This window comes from Euzebyales bacterium, from assembly GCA_035461305.1.
Classification (GTDB): Bacteria; Actinomycetota; Nitriliruptoria; order Euzebyales; family JAHELV01; genus JAHELV01.
The window spans coordinates 36,779-56,291 of record DATHVN010000179.1 but is presented as its reverse complement, the minus strand read 5'-3'; the positions used below and the strand labels follow the sequence as shown (position 1 = coordinate 56,291).

Here is a 19,513-nt window from a genome sequence, read left to right as displayed (position 1 = left end):
TCGATCGAGCGCGTGAGATGGGCATCGACTGGTGGGAGCACGATCCCACCCTGAGTTCCGGTCAGCGCGACCTGTCGCTGGAGAACCAACGGCTGCGCGAGCGGATCGGTGAGCTCGAGGCATCGCGCACGGCCGAGCGTGGGACGAGCGCGTCGCCGCAACGCCGGGCAGAGGCAGCCGATGGCGGATGATCTCACCTACGTCTACGTGGTCGGCGATCTGGGGCTGTCCGCAGATGCGGACCTGGTGGGACTGCCCGGTGTTGGCGAGGGGCCGGTACGCGCAGTGTCCGCGGGTCAACTCGCCGCGCTTGTCAGCTCCGTCGACGCGGAGACCTTCGGGGAAGAGGCATTGAAGGAGAATCTCGAACGGCTCCCGTGGCTCGAAGCCACCGCCCGAGCACATCATGCGGTGGTAGACGCGGCAAGTCGTCGATACCCGGTGGTCCCTCTACGCATGGCCACCATCTACATCGCCGACCACAGCGTCCATGACATGCTCGAGCGGAACGCGGCGCGCTTTGGTGACGCTCTGGACCGCATCCGCGGCGGACGGACCGAGTGGGGTGTCAAGGCCTACTTGACCTCGGCGCCTTCCGAGTCGGTGCCCGAGGTGTCTGAAGGCACTGGACCTGGCACTCATTATCTCGCCCGGCGCCGTGCGACGCGGGACCGCACCGACGATTGGCGGGAAGCAGCAGTTCGTGCCATAGACGATCTCCATCGGCGCCTGTCTGATGCAGCCGTGGCGTCGCGTGTACACGCGCCTCAGGATCCCCGCCTGACCGGCCGTCGCAGCGAGATGATGCTCAATGCGGCCTATCTCGTCGAGCCACAGGGCACCGCGTCCTTCCAACGGACTGTCTTGGAGTGGAGCGATCGCCACTTGCAGTTGGAGTTGACTGGGCCGTGGGCACCATACTCGTTCGCTGCGTTGGACGATGAGCCATGACCGTCGCGCAGACGGACGAACTGACCCTGGTGGATCTTCTCGACCGGCTGTTGGCCGGTGGTGTGGTACTCACGGGCGACGTCACAATTTCCTTGGCAGGGGTTGATCTCGTGCATGTGTCACTCCGTGCACTGATCAGTTCGGTCGACACCTTGGCGGATCGATCATGACAAACCTACCAACGCGAGTCGAGACGGACGCGGATAACATTGGTCGCGATCTTGGTCGATTGGTGCTCTCCATCGTGGAGTTGCTGCGACAACTCATGGAGCGGCAAGCCCTTCGGCGGGTCGACAATGGTGACCTGCCAGAGGAGACGGTCGAACAGTTGGGCCTTGGTCTGATGCGACTCGAAGAGGCCATGGATGCGCTCCGCGATCAGTTTGGGCTCGAGCCGGAGGATCTGAACATCGATCTCGGCCCGCTCGGTAATCTTCTGACTACTCCAGAGGAGGCGTCGGTAAACGTCCCGCGATCCGGCCACGTAGCTTCGTCGTTCGGCGAGTACGATGACACTGGGGCCTGAGGTCGACGCAGGCACAGAGGGTCGCTCTGATCCCCCGTGCTCATCGCATTGATAGTGATCTATGGGCTGGTTGCCAGTCTCGGACACAGTGACCAATCAGATCGAGTACGTAACGCGCTCGTTGTCCGACGACGTCGCCCGTGTGGTCAGCGCTCCGATCGAGTCGGCGGCGCGGAGTCGGAGACTCGGGCTTGGTGTCGTGATTGCCTTGGCCAGCGTTGTATGGAGCGCGTCGAGCGGCCATGAATGGGCTCATCAGAGGAGTCAACGTCGCGTTCTCCGAGGAACAACGCACCTTCGTCAGCGCCGGTTCTCGCGATACTGCTCACAATCGCCTGCATCGTGTTCGTGGCCGTTTCGTTTTCGTCAACAGCTTCGGCTCGTACAACAGGACGTATGGTGCACCTCCAGACGTCATTGTATTGAACCTGTGGCTTCTCTTGACAATGTTCGCCGTGCTACTGGGCGCTTCGACGACGCGGATTGGAGCGCTAGACTCAGTCAAGCGTCAGCCATAAGAGTGGGCGGCCGGATCCCAGACTCAGCTCCGTTCCCCGTAGCTACACCTGCTGTGTGGACGCGAACTGAGATCGGGCTGGATCCGAACCCACGTCAGTGCCATGCGATTCAAGGCTGGCCGACGAACGCGCGCTCAACGGCCTCGAGCCGGTGTCGTTCGAGGCCCTCGAGTTGCGATGACGCGCGGTCGGCCAGTTGCGCGAAGTCGATATCGACGATCCGCGGATCCCTGTCCCTGATCTTCTGCAGGCTGTGCCACAGACGTCGCTTGAGTGCCACCCCGGCACAGAGTGCCTCGAGCTCGATGACGCGACTCAGGTCGGAGTAGCCGAAGAGCTGGCCGTTCAGCTTGAGGCGTGCGACGCGCTCACCCACCGACGCGACCACGACCTTGCGCCAGTCGACCGACATGTCCAGTCGCGCCATCACATCCTCCAGCGTGCGGCGGTCCTCCAGGATCTCCTCGAGCAGCAGTGCAAGGAAGGTTCCGAGGGGGGTCTCACGGTTGTTGCTCAGGCACCGACGAGCGAGCTCGCTGCCGCCGACGGAGCCCATCAGGTGGTCGTTGAGGTAGATGCCAAGCAGGCGTCGCTGGTGCCCATCAATGCGTTGGACGTTCATGTGTACCGGCCTCTGTCGTCGTGATCATCGCTGCCGCCCGGCAGTGCGTCGCACGCTCCGCCCGGACGCTGATGCGCCGGCGAGATCTACCCCGCGACTGACCGCACATGCAGAGCCTGTGGAGCGGGAGGACCGTGCCGACATCCCGATTCGTGGGCCGGCGTGGGATGGCACGGCGGCCGTGGGGTGCGCGCCACCAGGGCACCAGCCGTTTCTTGCTCCGGCGCTCGGGTACGCCGGTGACGCCCATACACAAGGACCAGGAGAGACCATCATGGCTGAGCAGGACATCGTCGATCGGTTGACCGACGACCACAACGAGATCCGGTCGCTGTTCGGAGAGCTCGACACGACACCTACCGAACAACGTGGCGATCTGTTCCGGCACATCGTCAGCGAGCTGGCGCGACACGAAGCCGCTGAGGAAGCGGTCGTGCACTCCGCGACCCGCGACGACATCCCAGGGGGCGAGCAGATCGCGAACGCGGTGCTCGAGGAGGAGGACCAGGCTGAGCGGCTGATGGCCGAGATGGAGGAGATCGATCCGACGAGTCAGGAGTTCCTCACCCGGTTCCGCCAGCTGCGCGATGACGTGTTGGCCCACGCCGAGCATGAGGAGGCCGAGGAGTTTCCGCGGTTGCGTGAGCACCTGGACGCGGACCGCCGTGTGCAGATGGCAGATGGGTTCGAACGTCTGAAGGGCTTGGCGCCGACCCATCCGCATCCACATACACCGCAGGATCCGAAGGTGCGCGCCGCCGTCGGGCCGATTGCGGGAATCTTCGACCGCGCACGCGACGCCGCTCGAGACGTCTTCTCATCGTCCCAGACCTGACGACGACAACTCCCAGGGGGACGATGCCTCTGGCCGACCCTGACGGCGTCACTCGTTGGCTCCGCCACCGGTGATGACGTCAGGGTGCTCGTCGGGCGTCGCGGTCGCCTCGACACCGATCCCAGGCGTGAGAACCTGGGACTGACGACGGGCGGGATCGTTTCCAGCACGCTCGCACTCATCGTGGTCGTGCCCCAGATCGTTGGGATCGTGACGCTGACCGTCTCACTGTTGAGAACTTCGACGAGCGATTTGGCGGCCTGGGCGAACTCGTGCCCGGCCTCAGCGCCTCGGAGAGCTGACCTGCCAGGACGACCAGCAATCCCGGCGCACGGCGAGCGTCAGCCGTTGACGACCTGGCCGCCGTTGGGGTGCAGCACCTGACCGGCGACGTAGGAGGCGTCGTCGGATGCGAGGAAGACGTAGCAGGGCGCGACCTCGTCGGGCTGACCTGGGCGACCCATGGGCGTGTTCGTCCCGAACGACTCCACCGCATTCGCCGGGAACGTCGCCGGGATCAGCGGCGTCCAGATCGGTCCCGGCGCGACGGCGTTGACGCGGATGCCCCTGTCGATGACCTGTTGTGACAGCGCCCGGGTGAAGGCGACGATCGCTCCCTTGGTCGCGGAGTAGTCGACCAGCATCGGGTTGCCCTGGTACGCGGTGACCGAGGTCGAGTTGATGATCGACGCGCCGTCGCCGAGGTATGGCAGGGCGGCCTTGACGAGGTGGAACATCGCGAAGACGTTCGTGCGGAAGGTCCGTACCAGCTGCGTCGAGGAGATGTCAGTGATGTCGTCGCGGACATGCTGTTCCGCGGCGTTGTTCACGACGACATCGAGCCGGCCGAACTCCCCGACGGTGCGTCGCACAACCTCGGTACAGAACGCCTCGTCGCCGACATCACCCGAGACCAGCAGGCAGCGGCCTCCCTCGTCCTCGACCATCCGGGCCGTTGCCTCGGCGTCGTCGTGCTCCTCGAGGTAGACGACGGCGACGTTCGCGCCCTCGCGGGCGAACAGCACGGCGACGGAGCGACCGATGCCGCTGTCGCCGCCGGTGATGATCGCCGTCCTGCCTTCAAGTCGTGCGCAGCCGCGATGTGGCCCGGCCGACTCCGGCTGCGGTCGCATCTCGTGTTGCCTGCCTGGCTGGGACTGGCTCTGCGGAGGATTCCCTTGGGTCATCGGACGACCTGACGTCGTGGAGAGGGTGTGCGTCAGTCCTGGGCGCGGGCGATCGCTTCGCCGAGCTCCTGTTTGCTCATCGACGAGCGGCCGGAGATGTCGAGGTCCTTGGCCCGCTCGTAGAGCTCGTCTCTGGTGTGGCCGGCGACGTCGACCCCGCCGGCGGTCTCGCCCTCGTTCTGCCGTGCTCGCGGGTGCCTGGCGCGCTCGTGGGAGGGGCCGGACACCTCCTTGGGTTCCCAGTGGTCTTCGACCTTCTCGTGGGTGTGCTTGATTGCGGCGTAGGCCACGCGGTGCGCCCGATCCTCAGAGTCGTACTGCTCGTGCGCGGAATCCAGCGCCTTCGCATACGTGCGCCGAGCACTCTTCGGTGACCGCTGGATGGTGCCTGGCAGGTCTTCCTTGTCGGCCGGCATGCCGTTCCTCCTTCCAGGTGTGGCTGGGGGGCCCAGGTTTCCCGCTGACCGTCTCATGAATCGCCGTGCGGTCAGCTCCGCCGCGAGCGCTGAGCCGCTCGAACGCCATGGCGGCGGTGGCACGGGCGGCGTCGGCGGGTGCGGTGCTGCCTGCCGGTGCGCGCCTTCGCCTCGAGTGTGCTCGACACGGTCAGGCCCCCGTGCCGACGAGCCCGGCCAGCAACCCTCGTCCGATGGCGTCTGCGATGCGGTCCACGTGGTCACGTCGGGGTGGGAAGGAACGTCCACCGGTCCGGGTACCCGCGGCACGACCGGAGAACGACGACAGCCGTGACCCCCGCGTCCGGTCTCACCGGCGTCGCCGGCCGCCGTTGCCAGCAATCGACGTCAGGCCCGCTCCTGGGTTCTGGGGATGACCGAGATGTCGCCAGATCGTTCGAGGACTGCGTATTCGATGTCCTCCAGCGACCGCAGTCCATGGTCGCGTCGTGCCTCTTCCAGGATGTCGTTGACGTTGATCCGGTGCTCGTCGAGGTTGGAATGCAGCACGGCGCCCCGGTCCATCAGGAGCACCGGAAGCCCGTCGATCAACCGGTCGAACCGGTCGGAGCGGTTCTTCAACCAGGTCGCGGCGACGTCGGTCAGGAACAACGTGGTGATGATCAGGATCGAGTTGGTCACCGAGAAGTCGTCGCCGAGCAGTGCCTGCTGCGTCGCTTCAGCGACGATGAGCAACAAGACGAAGTCGAAGTTGCTGGCCTCGGCGAGGGTGCGCTTCCCCGACACGCGGAACAGGACGAGCAGGAACAGGTAGACGGCCAGTGCGCGCGCGATCGCATCCATGGGGTGACTCCCGGTGCTACGGATACAACAGGATCCAGATTGGGACGGCGTCGGTCGGGGAACGGCCGACCCGACCGCGGACCATGCCCACGTCGTCGCCGGTCAGTGTGAACGCGGCGGTCCCGTCCGCCGTGTCCGGGCCGTCGAAGCCGAACGTCACGCCGGCAGCGGTGCGTCGCTCGGTTGCGGCGGCGGGCACCACCCGCTCAAGCTGCATCGCCTCCAGCACCGCATCGTCGATCCACACACGCGGCGAGCCCGGCCGGAACTGCTCGATTGTCAGCCGCAGTGGGGCACCGTTGCGCGCGAACCGTTCATAGGTGACGGTGAAGCCCTCGCCGCGACGCGTCGCGGACGCGAGTGGACCGAAGCCGAAGACCCCGAGTGCGCCGCCCAGCACCACGAGCGTCATCACGACGACCGCCACACGGTGCGTCAGCCACTCGTAGGTGGCGAAGCGGTCGTCGTGTTCAGTCTCGAGGCCCACCATGCTGCGCGACGATGGATCGTCGTCCCATGTCGCTGCAACGCGACGTTGGTCGGGGCGCCGTCCCTTTGGAGCGTGCCTCATGTGAGGTGGGTGATCGTGACCCGCTCGGCGAGTCGTTCGATGTCCTCGCGACGAGCCGACGCAAGTCCATGGCGCAGGACTCCGGCGGTTGCGGCCGCCATCGCGAGGCGGACGGCGGTGTCGTAGGAGTCGCCTGCGGCCGGCGCGGTGGCGAGCGCGCCGGTCATCGAGTCACCGCCACCGTGGCTGTCGACGGGTTCGACGTCAGGTCCGCGAGGTTCCCACAGGTGGTCATCGATGGCGGCGGTGCTCGGAGCTCGGCCGCGCTACACGACGACGTTGCCCGCGCCGGCCCGACGCACGTCCTCGATGGCGCGGAGGATGTCATTGCGGTCCTCGCCCGACATGTAGCCGTCCGAGCGCAACTGGTCGTCGCTGACCTTGAGGAGGTCGATGCCGCCCGCAAGCGCGGCGGACAGCATCCCCCGACGGGTCAGCGATGACCGTGACCCCGTTGCGGTGGACGTCGTGTGCGAGGTGTCGTACAGGCTGGCGTCGAGGACCGGGGTGCACGTGCCGGCGAGCACGAACACCTCGGCATTGAGCGCCGATGAGAACGCCGCGCCGTGAAGGTCGCCGCGGTCGTGCCGCGCGAGCTGCGTCCCGGGCACCGAGATCGCCGCTCTGTCCGCTGCGAGACGATTGTGGAAGACGCCGCCGTTGGCGCCTTCGGTCACGACCGAGGGCCGTGCGCATGCCCTCGTGCGCGATGAGGCGTTCGAGTACCCCGCCGGTCTCGCCCCCGAACGGCGCGACGAGTGTGACGTCGGCGCCGAGCCGTGCCGCGATGCGTGCGATCCAGAAGCCCTGCCCGGCCGGATGGAGGTGCAGCTCGGCGTCTTCGTGCGCGCCCGGCTCGATGGTCACCTCGAGGTAGGGACCGGGCTCGAGTACGCAGACTGCGCCACCCCGATCCCGAACCTGTGGCGATGAGCCGGCGTCAATCATGTCAGTGGTCACACGTCACCCCACGGCGCATCGTAGAACGTGCTGACGGCATGGTGGGCGCGGATTGGCCATCGTGCCGGCATCTGCGGCGCGTCGGCGACGACTGTGCGCTCGATCGAGTGGGTAGGGGGATCCGATCCGAGGTCGCCGTCGACCGTGACGACCCCGGCCCTGCCAGGTGGGTGTGCAATGGGCCAACGACCGGCATCCATGCAGGTGGCGTCGTGACCGCGGCGACCGATCTGCGAGCGCTCCGCGACGATGCCGCCGGATGCACCAGATGCGACCTGTACAAGGACGCCACGCAGACCGTGTTCGGTGAGGGACCCACCGACGCCGATCTCATGCTCGTCGGCGAGCAGCCCGGTGACCAGGAAGACCTGCAGGGCGCACCGTTCGTCGGCCCGGCTGGTGGCGTGCTCGACGACGCCTTGCGTGACGCCGGCATCGAGCGTGGTCGCACCTACGTGACGAACGTCGTCAAGCACTTCAAGTTCACCCGCCGTGGGAAGCGGCGCATCCACGACAAGCCGAATCGCGAGGAGGTCGGGGCCTGCATGCCGTGGCTGGAGGGCGAGATCGGCGCCGTGGACCCGGACGTCGTCGTGCTGATGGGCGCGACCGCCGCGCAGGCGCTGCTCGGTTCGTCGTTCCGTGTCACCGTGCAGCGTGGTGAGGTGTTCGAGCGGGACGGCTACCGCGTCACCGCCACGGTCCATCCGTCCTCGATCCTGCGCGTTCCCGCCGAGCGTCGGCAGGCAGCCTACGACGACTTCGTCACCGACCTGGCCGGCGTCGAGACCATGCTGCGCTGACGTCGCGTACCAGGCGAGCGGTGAGGCGCCGCCTCGCCACGAGCGCGGCGTCGCCGCGTCCGTCAGGGGCGGAACAGGATCTTGACGGCGCCGTCCTCCTTCTGCTGGAAGGTCTCGTAGGCGACCGGTGCGTCGTCGAGCTGGACGTGGTGCGTCGCGAAGCCGTCGACGCCGAGCGGGTCGTCGTCGCTGAGCAGCGGCAGGATGTCATCTACCCAGCGACGCACGTTGGCCTGGCCCATGTGCAGCCGGATCTGCTTGTCGAACATCGTCATCATCGGCAGCGGATCCGCCTGCCCGCCGTACACCCCGGACAGCGAGACCGTGCCCCCGCGCCGCACGATGTCGATGGCGGTCAGCAGCGCGTGGAGGCGATCGACGCCCATGTGGTCCATCATCGGCTCGGCGACGGCGTCGGGCAGCAGACCGACGGCCTGGTGCGCTGCCTTGGAGACCGGTGAGCCGTGCGCCTCCATGCCGACCGCATCGACCACCGCGTCGACGCCACGCCCTCCGGTCAGGTCGCGGACCGCGGCACCGACGTCGGCCGCGTCGAGGTCGAGCACGGTGGTTCCGCGCGCCGAGCTGCGGGCCAGCCGCTCGGGCACGCGGTCGACGCCGATGACCTGTTCCGCACCCTGCTGCATCGCGATGCGGCACGCCATGTCACCGATCGGACCGAGCCCGAGCACGGCGACGCTGCCGCCGTCGGGGACGTCTGCGTAGGCCACCGCCTGCCACGCGGTCGGCAGCACATCCGACAGGTAGACGAAGCGATCGTCGGCCGGGCCGTCGGGCACCTTGATCGGCCCGACGTCGGCAAAGGGGACGCGCAGGTACTCGGCCTGCGCGCCGGGGACCGAGCCGTACAGCTTGGTGTATCCGAACAGCGCGGCGCCACATCCCTGGTCGCGGACCTGGGTGGTCTCGCACTGGGTGTACAGCTGTCGGTCGCACATGAAGCAGTCGCCGCATGCGATCTGAAACGGGACGACGACCCGGTCTCCGACCTCCAGGCGATCGACCTCGGCGCCCACGGCCTCGACGATCCCCATCGGCTCGTGGCCGAGGATGTCGCCCTCGTTCATGTACGGGCCCAGCACCTCGTACAGGTGCAGATCCGAGCCGCACAATCCTGTGGTCGTCATGCGCACGATGGCGTCGGTCGGCTCCTGGATGACCGGGTCGGGGACTGTCTCGACGCGGACGTCGCGCGTGCCGTGCCAGGTGACTGCCTTCATCGAACTGATCGCTCCTTCGGACGGTGCGGCCCGGAGGTGTCGTCGGACCGGTCGGTTCGTGTCGCTCGGTCAGCTCAGGTCCGGTCGGCTTGCTCGCGTGGCCAGTGCCGCAGCTGACGGCACTGCTCGAAGAACGCGGCCCGAACCGCGTGGTCCGCTGGCCGTCAGCGTGCGGGATCGGGTCGACCCCGCCGCGCGTGTCGTGCTGCGGATCGCTCACCACAGGCCCCCATTGGGTGTCTCACGGGCTCAGTGGTCGGCAGAGATGAGCTCGACGAGCCGCCCGGTGACGTCGTCGTCGCCGGTGGCCGCGACGTCGGCCTGACTGATCATCCCGACGAGGCGGCCGTCCTCGACGACCGGCAGGCGACGGATCTGGTGGCGCGCCATGGTCGTCACGACCTCGCCCAGCGGATCGTCGGCGTCGACCGTGACGGCCCGACGGCCGGCGATCTCGCCCGCCGTGACCGAATCGAGGTCCGTGCCGTTCGCGACGACGCGGGTCACGATGTCGCGGTCGGTCAACATCCCCGACAGGCGGTCGCCGTCGCAGACCGGGACCGAGCCGATGTCACCGTCGGCCAGGCGGCGAGCGGCCGTCGTCACGCTGTCGGTGGTCGCGACGGTGATCACGTCGCTCGTCATGATGTCGCGTGCCGTCGTGACGCCCGATCGGACGCGGCCGCGCCGGCGGCGCAGGACGCGCCGCGTCGCCATGAGTCCGATGATCGCTCCGCCGACCTTGGCCCATGGCACGTCGACGTCGGGGGCCGCCGACGAGGCGGCGGACGCCGCGAGCCTGGCCCAGGCCTGGATCTGCGAACGGATCGCGCTGCGCACGATGGCCGCCGGCCGCTGCTGTTCACCGGCTTTGGCGTTGAGCACCACCAACGCCCCCGTCGACGCGGGGACGACCCATTGCAGCGCCGTCAGCTGGCGCTGCGCCCTCGCCGCGCGTGGGGGTGTTCCGGGTGCGGGCGTCGTTGCGTCACGCACGGGAACCTCCGCGTCCCCGGCCGTGTCCTCCAGCTGCCGGCCCTGCCACCGGCTGTAGGCGGTGACGCCCAACGCGACGGCGGTCAGGCCGGCCTTGGCCAGGTTGACCCAGCGTGCCTTGCGCTGGACGGCCAGACGCCCCTTGTTGTTCCAGACCAGTTGGGCGCCCCCGAGCAGGTGGGCGACGATCGCGGCGCCGTTGACGGGCGTCCAGCGGTCCCACCCGGCGTTCGCGGCGCGGGCTCGCTCGGTCGGGTCGTCGAGGTGCGCCGTCGCGCCGTTGAGGCCGACGGCGCCCATGAGCGAGCCGCCGAACCAACCGGCAAGGCCGAGATCATGCAGACTGCGGGCGATGGTGTTCTGGGTTGGCATGGAATCTCCTCTGCGGACGGTCGTGATGTCGTCTCGATCAGCCGCACCCCGGGGGCAGGTCGAGGACCTCTGTGCGCTTCGGGCTCCGGGAAGCGGCCCCCACGGTGCCCGCTCCGTGGGTGCTCAATCACGATCTGGCCTGATCGCTGTCATCGATCCGTCGGCATCGCCACGTGCGCACGGTTGTGCGTCGTGGCGCTGGGCACTGGTGCTGGCATGAGCGACGAGAGGAGTGCCGATGCCGGTCGGCGATGACGAGCGGCTGCGGGAGATCCTGGAGAGAGCACGGACCATCGCGGTCGTCGGTGCTTCGGGATCCGAGCAGAAGGATGCACACGAGGTTCCTGCGTACCTACAGGACCAGGGGTACTGGGTGATCCCCGTCAACCCGGCACGGGACGAGGTCCTGGGTCGGAAGGCCGCGGATGGACTGCGGGAGCTCGAAAGGGACGTCGACGTCGTCAATGTGTTCCGGCCAGCGTCAGAGGCACCGGACATCGCCCGGGCGGCTGTGGACATCGGTGCGAACGTGCTCTGGCTGCAGCTGGGCATCAGATCCGAGGACGCTGCCAGGTTGGCCGAGGATGCAGGCCTGACGGTCGTCATGGACGAGTGCATGCGCGCCACCCACGAGCGGCTCGGCATCAAGGGCGCGCCTGCTCGACGGAATCCCAGCTAGGTCCGATCCCATGCGTGTCGTCGTGATCGGTGGCACCGGCAACGTCGGTCTGGCGCTGACGAGAGCGCTGACCGCCGAGCCGCGCGTCCATGACGTGACGGTCGTGGCTCGGCGTCACGCGAAAGCACTGCCCGCCGGCGCGAGGATGGTGGTGGCGGACGTCACCGGCGCGGACCTGCGGCCGATCGTGGCAGGCGCGGACGCCGCGGTGCACCTGGCGTGGCTGATCCAACCGAGCAGGTCGCTCGACATCCAGTGGGCGGTCAACGTTGCCGGTGCCGCGCGCATGCTCGCCGCGGTGGCAGACGAGGGCGTGCCCGCGCTGGTGGTCGCGTCGTCCGTCGGTGCCTACTCGCCGCGGTCGTCGCTTGACCCCGTCGATGAGACGTGGCCGACCCACGGGATCGCCAGCTCGGCGTACTCGCGCCAGAAGGCGTACGTCGAGCGGATGCTCGACGACTTCGAGGCGCGCAATCCCACCACCCGTGTCGCGCGCCTGCGGCCGGGATTGATCTTCCAGACCGAGGCCGCCGCGTCGCAGAAGCGCTACTTCGCCGGACCGCTGCTGCCCAGGCTGCTGCTGCGGCCGGGGGTGCTGCCAGTCATGCCGCACCTGTCGGGCGTCCACTTCCAGGCGGTCCACGCCGATGACGTCGCCGACGCGTTCCTCCGGGCCGTCCTGAGCGACGTGCGCGGTGCGGTCAACGTCGCCACCGACCAGGCGCTGTCCACTCGGGATGTCGCCGACCTGCTCGGCGCGCGTCCCGTCCCGGTGCCGTTCGCCCTTGCGCGGTGGTGGATCGATGTGGCCTGGCGGCTGCGGCTGCACCCGCTCGAGGGAGGGTGGCTCGACCTGGCGGCTCGCTGCCCGATTCTGGACTCGACCCGCGCCCGCGCCGAGCTCGGGTGGACCCCGCGTCACGACGGTCCGACCGCGCTGCGCACCGTCCTGCGCGGCATCGCCGACGGATCGGCCGGGCCGACGCCACCCCTGGCGGCGCATCCGGTCGAGGTCGAGCTGCTGGATGCGCTGCGCACCGGCATGGGTGGTCGATCCACCGCCGACCCGCGAGCGCACGAACCCGATCGGCGGTGACGCCGCCGCGCGGTGCTATGCGCCGGTCAGCCGCCGGCGATCGCGCCGACCAGGCGCAGCGGCTCGTGTCCCTCGAGGACCGGGTCGGGCAGCTCGGTGTCGCTCCAGGCGTCGGAGTAGTCCAGGCCGTCGGCGTAGATACGGATCATCGCCCGGCGCCGTCCGGTGTCACGGTCCCGGATCGCCCCCGCGAGCGCCGGGTGTGCCACCTCGAGCGCGTCGACGACGGCTTCGACGGTGACCGGCCGGGCGACCTCGACGACGACGTCGCCGGTCACACGTGCGAGCGTGCGGAGCTGCTGGGGCACCACGATCCGGATTGGCCGCCTCGTGTCCTCGGCCGCCGCCCCGGCCTCCTGCGCACTCATGGCAGCGTCTGCACCTCGACCGAGAGGACGCGCGGCAGGTCGCGCACGATCGGCGCCCAGTGTTCACCGCCGTCAGGCGAGACGTACACCTGTCCGCCAGTGGTGCCGACGTACACGCCACACGGGTCCATCGCGTCCACGGCCATCGCGTCACGCAGCACGTTGACGTAGCAGTCGGACTGCGGCAGCCCGTCGGTGAGCGGCTCCCACTCGTCGCCACCGGTGCGGGACCGGAACACCCGCAGGCGTCCGTCCGGTGGGTAGTGCAGCTCGTCGCTGGTGATCGGCACCACGTAGACGGTGTCGGGCTCGTGGGCGTGGACGTCGATCGTGAACCCGAAGTCGGTCGGGAGGTCTCCGCTGATCTCACGCCACGACATCCCGCCGTCGTCGGAGCGCATCACGTCCCAGTGCTTCTGCATGAAGACCACATCCGGACGCGACGGGTGTCGCGCGAGCTTGTGCACGCAGTGGCCGACCTCGGCCTCGGGCTCGGGCAGGAACTCGGACCGCAGCCCCCGGGTGGCCGGCTGCCAGGTCGCGCCACCGTCGGCGGTCGACAGCACCCCCGCCGACGAGATGGCCACCAGCATCCTCGTTGGGTCGTCGGGCCAGGGCATGATCGTATGCAGGCACAACCCGCCCGCCCCAGGAGCCCAGGACGACGCCGAGGCGTGCGTCCGCAGGCCCGGCAGCTCCGACCACGAGTGGCCGCCGTCGGTGCTGCGGAACAGCGCCGCGTCCTCGACGCCCGCCAGCACCGTATCGGGGTCCTCGACCGATGGCAGCAGGTGCCACACGCGCGCGAACCTCCACGGCTTCGACGAGCCGTCGTAGTACTCGTGCGTCCCCGGATCGCCCTCGTAGCTGAAGTCGTTGCCGACCGGCTCCCACGTCGTGCCGCCGTCGTCCGACCGTTGGACGATCTGTCCGAACCAGCCGTTCGACTGCGACGCGTACAGCCGGTCCGGATCGGCCGGTGACCCGGCGACGTGGTAGACCTCCCAGCCGCCGAACAGCGGCCCCGTGACCTCCCAGTCCTGTCGGTGGCCGCCCGCCGTCAGCAGGAACGCGCCCTTGCTCGTCCCGACCAGCACCCGTACGTCAGTCATCGATCCATGCTCCTTCGTGGTCTGTACGTCCCGGATCGTCACCCCGGGCGCCGGGACGGTCGTGGGACGGGTCCAGTCTGTACGACGAACGCGACCGTGGGAACTCATCGGTGAGCCAGCGCTCCGCGCGTGGGTCAGGGGAGCAGGTGGGCGGACGTCAGGACGTCGAGCACCGGGCCGGCGGCGAGGCCGAGCACGACCGTGGCGACACCGGCGGTGATCGTCGCGGTCGTCGCCCACGCGCCGAGCAGCGGCGCGGGCTCGTCGGCCACCGTGTCGTCCTCGAAGTACATCGGTCCGACGACCCGCAGGTAGTAGAACAGCGACACCACCGTGTTGACCACAGCGAGGACCGCCAGCCAGGCGTATCCGCCCCCGATCGCGGCCGTGAACAGCGTCAGCTTGCCCACGAAGCCGGCGAGTGGCGGGATGCCGACCAGCGACAGCAGGGCCACCACCAGCACCGCGCCCAGGGCGGACCGGCGGGCCGCGAGCCCCCGGTAGTCGTCGAGGCGGGTGCGTCCCCGCAGCGCGACCACGACGCCGAAGGCCGCGACGTTGGCGACCGCGTACCCGGCCAGGAAGTAGATGAGCGCTCCCGGGGCGAGCGGGCTGCGGTCCAGCACGACGACAGCCATGAGCGCGTAGCCGGCCTGCGACACCGACGACCAGCCGAGCAGCCGACGCAGGTCGTCCTGCCACAGGGCCGCCAGGTTGCCCAACGTCATCGTGGCTGCTGCCAGCAGCGCCACGAACACCCGCCAGTCGACGACCCCTGTGGGCACCACCTGCATCACGCGGCCCAGCGCGACCACGGCGCCGATCTTGGGTACGACGGTCAGGAACGCCGCAGCGGGCGCCGGTCCGCCCTGGGCGACATCGGGCACCCATGCGTGTGCCGGCACCGCGCCGATCTCGAAGGCCAGCCCAACGCCGATCGCGCTGACGGCGGCGAGCAGCACGACCCTGTCGGGGTCCCCTCCGGCCAGCGCGGTCGCGGTACCGTCGAGGCTCGTGGTGCCGGTCAGACCGAACAGCAGCACGACGCCGATCAACAAGACCGCGTTGGTCAGCGCGCCGATGAGGAAGTATTTCATGCCAGCCTCGACCGCGGCCGGCGACCGCCGGTGATAGGCGGCCATCGTGTAGCCGGTCACCGACACCAGCAGCATCCCGACGATGATCTCCATGGTGTCCGCGGCGCCCGCGAGCACCATGGCGCCCGTGGCGCACAACAGCACCACGGCGGGGTGTTCGCCCGCCCGTGGGTCGCTGCGCATCCACGTGTGCGCGAGTGCCAGGGTGACCGCCGTGACCGCCAGGACCGTCAGCTCCGCGCCGGTGGTCACGCGGTCCAGGGCCCAGTCGCCCATGAACGTCAGGACCGGCTCGAGCATCGCCAGCCGCAGGCTCCAGCCCACCGAGACGCCGACCGCGACCAGGGCGAGTAGCGTCGTGATCCACTGGCTCCGCCGCCGCAGGAACGCGGCGGTGAGCACGACGACGACCGCACCGGCGACGAGCGCCAGCTCCGGTCCGAGGTGGCCGACGGCCATCGAGCCCATGCCGCTCATGGTCACCCGGCGCGCGTCACGACGTCCAGCAGCAGCCCTGAGGTGGGGGTGACGAGGTCGAGCAGCCAGGCGGGCCAGACACCTATCAGCACCACCAGCGCGAGCAGGACGGCCAGCACGACGGTCTCGCGGGCACCGAGGTCGGCGAAGGATGTCAGGCGGTCGGGTGTCTCGCCGAAGAACAGCTGCTGGAGCATCTGCAGGAACAGCGCGGCGGTGATGAGCACGCCGAGCAGGGCGATGCCGGCGAGGACCGGGTAGACCGCGAACGTGCCAACGAAGATCTGAAACTCCGCGATGAACCCGGCCAGGCCGGGCAGGCCCAGGCTCGCGAAGGCCGCCAGCGTGGTGGCACCCGCGAAGCGGGGTGCGGGCGACGCGAGGCCGCCGTAGTGGTCGAGCCGGTAGTCCTCCGTGCGCTGCCACACCGACCCCGCCAGCAGGAACAGTGCGCCGGTGATCAGCCCGTGGGCGACCATCTCGACGACCGCACCGGTAATGGCGAGGTTCCGGGCCGCCTGTTGTCCGGCTGCGGCGGTGCCGGCCACTGCGATGCCCAGCACCGCGTAGCCCATGTGGTTGATCGATGTGTACGCGATGCGGCGCTTCAGGTCGCCCTGGCCCATGGCGACCAGCGCGCCGTAGACAATGCTGATCACCGCGATGACCGCCAGCGGCAGGGCGACCGTGGCGAACGTGTCGCGCGCCATCGCGAGCGGGATGCGGATCATGCCGAAGGTACCCATCTTCAGCAGTACGCCGGCCAGGATCGCGGACGCCGGCCCGGGCGCGTCCACGTGCGCGGGTGGGAGCCAGGTGTGCACCGGCACCAGCGGTGTCTTGACCGCCAGGCCGAACAGGATCGCGAGCACCGCGAGCGTCGCCCGCGCACCCGTGCCAGCGAGCGGTTGCTGGGCGATCAGCTCGCGCATGTCGAAAGTCAGCGGATCGGTGCCCAGGTAGAGCGCCAGGAAGCCGAGCAGCATGACGAGCGAGCCGGCGAGGGTGAAGAGGAAGAACTTGAGCGCGGACGCGCGCGCGTCACCGTGCCCCCACCGACCGATGAGGAAGTACATGCCCACCAGGCTCAGGTCGAAGAACACATAGAAGATCAGCAGGTCGACGGTGAGGAACAGGCCGAGCGACGCGAACTGCAGGAACAACAGCCACGCCCGGTACTGGCGGTGCCGCCCGCGCATGTCGACGGGGTACGCGACCGCGGCGACGAACAGGAGCGCCGTCAGCAACGCCAACGCCAGGGCGATCCCGTCGACGCCGATCCGCCAGCCGACGCCCAGCGTCGGGATCCAGTCGACGTCCGTGACCTGCTGGAACAGCGCATCACTGCCGGTCTCGAAGCGCAGCCACGACGCGACCAGCAGCACCAGCGGGAGCGTGGCTGCGGCCGCGGCGAGCAGGTGCGACCCGCGCTCGTCCAGGGCCGTGAGGGTCATGAGCGCGATCGCGCCCAGCAGAGGTATGACTATGACGAGCGTAAGCACGTCAGGCGCTCCAGATGGCCGTCAGCACGACCAGCACGACCGTGCCGACCGCGATGAGGGCGTAGTAGGTGTGGGTCTGGCCGCTTTGGACCATGCGGCTGTCACGGCCGGCGGCGCCGACCAGGTGTGCCAGGCCGACGACGGCGCCGTCGAGGCCGAGCTCGGCGACGCGGTCGAGCATCCGCGCGGCCCACGCGGTCAGTGTTGCGACGCCGCGCACACCGGCGTCGACGACGCGGTCGTCGCCACGCTGCAGGATGCTGGCCGCGGCCACGCCCCCGGCGGCCACGCCGCGGACGGCGCGGTCGAGGATCGCATCGTCGAAGAGGGCGGCGGTGTGCGCGGCCGCCAGTGCCGGCGTCACCACCGCCGCATGGGTCGCTGCGGGCAGACCGAGCCAGTTACCGGCGATCCGGCTGCGTGGTGTCAGCGCCGCACGTGCCAGGCGCCCGCGCCGGTCCAGGACTACCGCGCTGTAGCCGGCCACCGCGATCGTCGCGAGCGATGCGGCCAGTTCCCACGGCGCGCGCGGTGGAAGCGTGCCACCGGTCACAGCGGCGAGCGCCTGCTCACCTGCTGGCAGCCACAGGACGCCGAGCAGGATCCCGAGCATCCCGAGCGCGCCCACCGTGAGGTGCTCGGTCGTGCCTGGCCGGTGGACCAGCGCCGCGTCCTGACGGTCACGGGCGCGGCCGAAGGCCAGCTGCTGGAACCGCACCGCGTAGTACGCACTGAGCCCGCCGGCGAGCAGGACGATCAGGGCGAGCCAGGGTCCGTCGTGCGCCGCGGCAGCGACCACACCGTCCTTGGTCCACGCCATCCCCAGCGGGGGCACCGCGGCCAGTGCCAGCGCACCCGTGGCGGTCAGCCAGGACATGGCAGGTAGCTGCCTGCCCAGTCCCATGCGGGCGAGTTCGCCCGTGCCGGCCGCGCTGATCGCTACCCCGGCCGACAGGAACAGTAGGGCCTTGCACAGCCCGTGCGCGACGAGGTGGGCGATGGCGATCGCGGGGTAGCCCGCGCCGACGGCGACCAGCATGAGCCCGTATTGCGCTGACGTCGACGCGGCCAGCAGCTTCTTTGCGTTGTCCTGTACGGCGGCGACCACGCCACCCGCCAGCGCGGTGAATAGCCCGACGGTGATCGTGGTCGGCCCGAACCAACCGACGCCGTCGAGGATCGGCTGCAGCCGGGCGAGCAGGTAGGCGCCGGCCGCGACCATGGTCGCGGCGTGCAGCAGCGCCGACGCCGAGGTCGGTCCCGCCATCGCCGAGAACAGCCACGGCGAGAACGGCACTTGCGCCGACTTCGCGACCGCGGCCAGCAGCACGCCCGCGACCAGCGCATGGGCGGCACCTCCCTCGACCGCTGCCACGTCGGCGAAGGTCAGACCTCCCGTCGCGGCGAAGGTGACGCCCGCGGCGAGGAACAGGCCGAGGTCACCGGCGCGCGTGGCGTTGAAGGCGTGTGCAGCCTGCGCCGGCGCATCGGTCCGCCATTCATGCGAGATCAGCGCCCACGACACCGCGCCCACGAGCTCCCAGCCGATCAGCAGCGACAGCAGATCATCGGCCAGCAGGATCAGCTCCATCGCGCCGACAAACGCGACCAGCAGCCCGACCAGGCGGGACAGCCCGGGCCGCTCCTCGTGCGCAGAGGCGTAGGCCGTGACGGCGAGCGCCACGAGCGGGACGAACACGACCGGCAGCCGGCTCATCCCGCTCACGCCCAGGTGCAGCGTCAGGCCACCTCCCCACGGCACGGACGCCGAGGGCTGCCACACTGCGGCCCACGCCGCGGCGGCCAACGTGACCGTCAGCGACGCGATCGCGGCGAGCCCCAACAGCCGACGTGAGCCGCCGCGCCACAGCACGAGCACGACGCCCGTGGCGACCGGTAGCCAGATTGGGGTCAGCAGCATCAGCTCAGCCCTTCAGCGACGAGATGCCCTCGGTCATGTCGGCCTGGCGCGCGCGATAAACGGCGATGACCAGCGCGAAGCCGATCGCCATCTCGACCGCCATGACCACCATGGCGACGATCACCAGCACCTGACCTTCGGGGACGCCGCCGGCCGCGAACGCCCAGAGACCGCCGCTCGCCAGGATCGCGCCGTTCACGATGAGCTCGATGCCCATCATGATCATGACGAACGTCTGCTGGGCGAGCGCGCCCCACGCGCCGATGCCGATGAGCACCGCGGCGACCAGCAGCACGGTGGCCAGCGTCATGTCGCCGACCTTCTCGACCTCGACCCGCTCGCGCGTGTGCCCGTCCGGGGACGTCCCCCAACCCGGGGCCGGCGCGGCGTCCCCAGATCGCGCGGCCACCGTCCGGTGGG

24 protein-coding genes are annotated in these 19,513 nt (G+C 69.5%); 9 read left to right on the top strand and 15 right to left on the bottom strand.

Going from position 1 to position 19,513, the window contains the following annotated elements; all coding sequences use genetic code 11:
* The 4 genes from VK923_16860 to VK923_16845 all read left to right on the top strand — a co-directional run.
* The coding region (locus VK923_16860; GenBank protein ID HSJ46349.1) for a hypothetical protein at positions 1-191 on the top strand (191 nt) is incomplete at its 5' end.
* Positions 181-951: a GvpL/GvpF family gas vesicle protein gene (locus VK923_16855; protein HSJ46348.1), complete on the top strand. Its 771-nt coding sequence runs from the start codon at positions 181-183 to the stop codon at positions 949-951. The genes VK923_16860 and VK923_16855, both read left to right, overlap by 11 nt.
* Positions 948-1,121: a gas vesicle protein gene (locus VK923_16850; protein HSJ46347.1), complete on the top strand. Its 174-nt coding sequence runs from the start codon at positions 948-950 to the stop codon at positions 1,119-1,121. Before VK923_16855 ends, VK923_16850 begins: the two co-directional genes overlap by 4 nt.
* Positions 1,118-1,477, top strand: a complete 360-nt coding sequence (locus tag VK923_16845) for a gas vesicle protein K (protein HSJ46346.1) — start codon at positions 1,118-1,120, stop codon at positions 1,475-1,477. The genes VK923_16850 and VK923_16845 overlap by 4 nt, the downstream gene beginning before the upstream one ends.
* 627 nt (positions 1,478-2,104) lie before the next feature.
* Here the strand turns inward: VK923_16845 and VK923_16840 are convergent.
* A complete protein-coding gene (locus VK923_16840) occupies positions 2,105-2,617 on the bottom strand; it encodes a hypothetical protein (protein ID HSJ46345.1) in 513 nt (170 codons plus the stop codon).
* A gap of 274 nt (positions 2,618-2,891) precedes the next feature.
* On the opposite strand from VK923_16840, the gene VK923_16835 reads away from it, so the two are divergent.
* Entirely contained in the window at positions 2,892-3,452 is a 561-nt protein-coding gene (locus VK923_16835; GenBank protein HSJ46344.1) for a hemerythrin domain-containing protein, read from the top strand.
* Between the two features lie 341 nt (positions 3,453-3,793).
* On the opposite strand, the gene VK923_16830 is transcribed toward VK923_16835, so the two are convergent.
* From VK923_16830 to VK923_16805, 6 genes are all read right to left on the bottom strand, one after another.
* On the bottom strand, positions 3,794-4,639 hold the full coding sequence (locus tag VK923_16830; protein ID HSJ46343.1) for an SDR family oxidoreductase: 846 nt from the start codon (positions 4,637-4,639) through the stop codon (positions 3,794-3,796).
* 32 nt (positions 4,640-4,671) lie between these two features.
* Entirely contained in the window at positions 4,672-5,055 is a 384-nt protein-coding gene (locus tag VK923_16825) for a ChaB family protein (GenBank protein ID HSJ46342.1), read from the bottom strand.
* Between the two features lie 387 nt (positions 5,056-5,442).
* Complete coding sequence (locus tag VK923_16820) at positions 5,443-5,898, bottom strand: YetF domain-containing protein (protein HSJ46341.1); 456 nt, start codon at positions 5,896-5,898, stop codon at positions 5,443-5,445.
* A gap of 16 nt (positions 5,899-5,914) precedes the next feature.
* Positions 5,915-6,388, bottom strand: a complete 474-nt coding sequence (locus VK923_16815; protein HSJ46340.1) for a hypothetical protein — start codon at positions 6,386-6,388, stop codon at positions 5,915-5,917.
* Between the two features lie 77 nt (positions 6,389-6,465).
* Entirely contained in the window at positions 6,466-6,696 is a 231-nt protein-coding gene (locus VK923_16810) for a PfkB family carbohydrate kinase (GenBank protein ID HSJ46339.1), read from the bottom strand.
* A gap of 39 nt (positions 6,697-6,735) precedes the next feature.
* On the bottom strand, positions 6,736-7,146 hold the full coding sequence (locus VK923_16805) for a hypothetical protein (GenBank protein ID HSJ46338.1): 411 nt from the start codon (positions 7,144-7,146) through the stop codon (positions 6,736-6,738).
* A gap of 25 nt (positions 7,147-7,171) precedes the next feature.
* Between VK923_16805 and VK923_16800 the strand changes: the two genes are divergently transcribed.
* Together VK923_16800 and VK923_16795 are read left to right on the top strand one after the other, a co-directional pair.
* Positions 7,172-7,402 carry a hypothetical protein gene (locus VK923_16800; protein HSJ46337.1) on the top strand — a complete coding sequence of 77 codons (231 nt, stop codon included), beginning with the start codon at positions 7,172-7,174 and terminating at the stop codon, positions 7,400-7,402.
* A gap of 239 nt (positions 7,403-7,641) precedes the next feature.
* Entirely contained in the window at positions 7,642-8,232 is a 591-nt protein-coding gene (locus VK923_16795; GenBank protein ID HSJ46336.1) for a UdgX family uracil-DNA binding protein, read from the top strand.
* Between the two features lie 62 nt (positions 8,233-8,294).
* Here VK923_16795 and VK923_16790 read toward each other — a convergent pair whose 3' ends face one another.
* Together VK923_16790 and VK923_16785 are read right to left on the bottom strand one after the other, a co-directional pair.
* On the bottom strand, positions 8,295-9,473 hold the full coding sequence (locus tag VK923_16790) for a zinc-dependent alcohol dehydrogenase (protein HSJ46335.1): 1,179 nt from the start codon (positions 9,471-9,473) through the stop codon (positions 8,295-8,297).
* A 249-nt stretch (positions 9,474-9,722) separates the two neighbouring features.
* Positions 9,723-10,841, bottom strand: a complete 1,119-nt coding sequence (locus tag VK923_16785; GenBank protein ID HSJ46334.1) for a CBS domain-containing protein — start codon at positions 10,839-10,841, stop codon at positions 9,723-9,725.
* Between the two features lie 238 nt (positions 10,842-11,079).
* Between VK923_16785 and VK923_16780 the strand changes: the two genes are divergently transcribed.
* Together VK923_16780 and VK923_16775 are read left to right on the top strand one after the other, a co-directional pair.
* On the top strand, positions 11,080-11,520 hold the full coding sequence (locus VK923_16780) for a CoA-binding protein (GenBank protein ID HSJ46333.1): 441 nt from the start codon (positions 11,080-11,082) through the stop codon (positions 11,518-11,520).
* A 10-nt stretch (positions 11,521-11,530) separates the two neighbouring features.
* Positions 11,531-12,616, top strand: coding sequence for an NAD-dependent epimerase/dehydratase family protein (locus VK923_16775; protein HSJ46332.1), 1,086 nt, complete (start codon positions 11,531-11,533; stop codon positions 12,614-12,616).
* 26 nt (positions 12,617-12,642) lie between these two features.
* Here the strand turns inward: VK923_16775 and VK923_16770 are convergent, their stop codons facing one another.
* The 6 genes from VK923_16770 to VK923_16745 form a co-directional block, all read right to left on the bottom strand.
* A complete protein-coding gene (locus VK923_16770; GenBank protein HSJ46331.1) occupies positions 12,643-12,984 on the bottom strand; it encodes a MoaD/ThiS family protein in 342 nt (113 codons plus the stop codon).
* A complete protein-coding gene (locus tag VK923_16765; GenBank protein ID HSJ46330.1) occupies positions 12,981-14,096 on the bottom strand; it encodes a sialidase family protein in 1,116 nt (371 codons plus the stop codon). Before VK923_16765 ends, VK923_16770 begins: the two co-directional genes overlap by 4 nt.
* A gap of 134 nt (positions 14,097-14,230) precedes the next feature.
* Positions 14,231-15,670, bottom strand: coding sequence for an NADH-quinone oxidoreductase subunit N (locus VK923_16760; GenBank protein ID HSJ46329.1), 1,440 nt, complete (start codon positions 15,668-15,670; stop codon positions 14,231-14,233).
* A 2-nt stretch (positions 15,671-15,672) separates the two neighbouring features.
* Complete coding sequence (locus VK923_16755) at positions 15,673-17,172, bottom strand: NADH-quinone oxidoreductase subunit M (protein ID HSJ46328.1); 1,500 nt, start codon at positions 17,170-17,172, stop codon at positions 15,673-15,675.
* A gap of 1 nt (position 17,173) precedes the next feature.
* Positions 17,174-19,093 carry a proton-conducting transporter membrane subunit gene (locus VK923_16750; GenBank protein HSJ46327.1) on the bottom strand — a complete coding sequence of 640 codons (1,920 nt, stop codon included), beginning with the start codon at positions 19,091-19,093 and terminating at the stop codon, positions 17,174-17,176.
* 4 nt (positions 19,094-19,097) lie between these two features.
* Entirely contained in the window at positions 19,098-19,388 is a 291-nt protein-coding gene (locus VK923_16745) for an NADH-quinone oxidoreductase subunit K (GenBank protein ID HSJ46326.1), read from the bottom strand.
* Between the last annotated feature and the right edge of the window lie 125 nt (positions 19,389-19,513).

Bases quoted from the DNA above. Each gene is read 5' to 3' on its own strand.
- VK923_16855 (HSJ46348.1), top strand. From the start codon at position 181: ATGGCGGATGATCTCACCTACGTCTACGTGGTCGGCGATCTGGGGCTG.
- VK923_16850 (HSJ46347.1), top strand. From the start codon at position 948: ATGACCGTCGCGCAGACGGACGAACTGACCCTGGTGGATCTTCTCGAC.
- VK923_16845 (HSJ46346.1), top strand. From the start codon at position 1,118: ATGACAAACCTACCAACGCGAGTCGAGACGGACGCGGATAACATTGGT.
- VK923_16840 (HSJ46345.1), bottom strand. From the start codon at position 2,617: ATGAACGTCCAACGCATTGATGGGCACCAGCGACGCCTGCTTGGCATC.
- VK923_16835 (HSJ46344.1), top strand. From the start codon at position 2,892: ATGGCTGAGCAGGACATCGTCGATCGGTTGACCGACGACCACAACGAG.
- VK923_16830 (HSJ46343.1), bottom strand. From the start codon at position 4,639: ATGACCCAAGGGAATCCTCCGCAGAGCCAGTCCCAGCCAGGCAGGCAA.
- VK923_16825 (HSJ46342.1), bottom strand. From the start codon at position 5,055: ATGCCGGCCGACAAGGAAGACCTGCCAGGCACCATCCAGCGGTCACCG.
- VK923_16820 (HSJ46341.1), bottom strand. From the start codon at position 5,898: ATGGATGCGATCGCGCGCGCACTGGCCGTCTACCTGTTCCTGCTCGTC.
- VK923_16815 (HSJ46340.1), bottom strand. From the start codon at position 6,388: ATGGTGGGCCTCGAGACTGAACACGACGACCGCTTCGCCACCTACGAG.
- VK923_16790 (HSJ46335.1), bottom strand. From the start codon at position 9,473: ATGAAGGCAGTCACCTGGCACGGCACGCGCGACGTCCGCGTCGAGACA.
- VK923_16785 (HSJ46334.1), bottom strand. From the start codon at position 10,841: ATGCCAACCCAGAACACCATCGCCCGCAGTCTGCATGATCTCGGCCTT.
- VK923_16780 (HSJ46333.1), top strand. From the start codon at position 11,080: ATGCCGGTCGGCGATGACGAGCGGCTGCGGGAGATCCTGGAGAGAGCA.
- VK923_16775 (HSJ46332.1), top strand. From the start codon at position 11,531: ATGCGTGTCGTCGTGATCGGTGGCACCGGCAACGTCGGTCTGGCGCTG.
- VK923_16770 (HSJ46331.1), bottom strand. From the start codon at position 12,984: ATGAGTGCGCAGGAGGCCGGGGCGGCGGCCGAGGACACGAGGCGGCCA.
- VK923_16765 (HSJ46330.1), bottom strand. From the start codon at position 14,096: ATGACTGACGTACGGGTGCTGGTCGGGACGAGCAAGGGCGCGTTCCTG.
- VK923_16760 (HSJ46329.1), bottom strand. From the start codon at position 15,670: ATGAGCGGCATGGGCTCGATGGCCGTCGGCCACCTCGGACCGGAGCTG.
- VK923_16750 (HSJ46327.1), bottom strand. From the start codon at position 19,093: ATGCTGCTGACCCCAATCTGGCTACCGGTCGCCACGGGCGTCGTGCTC.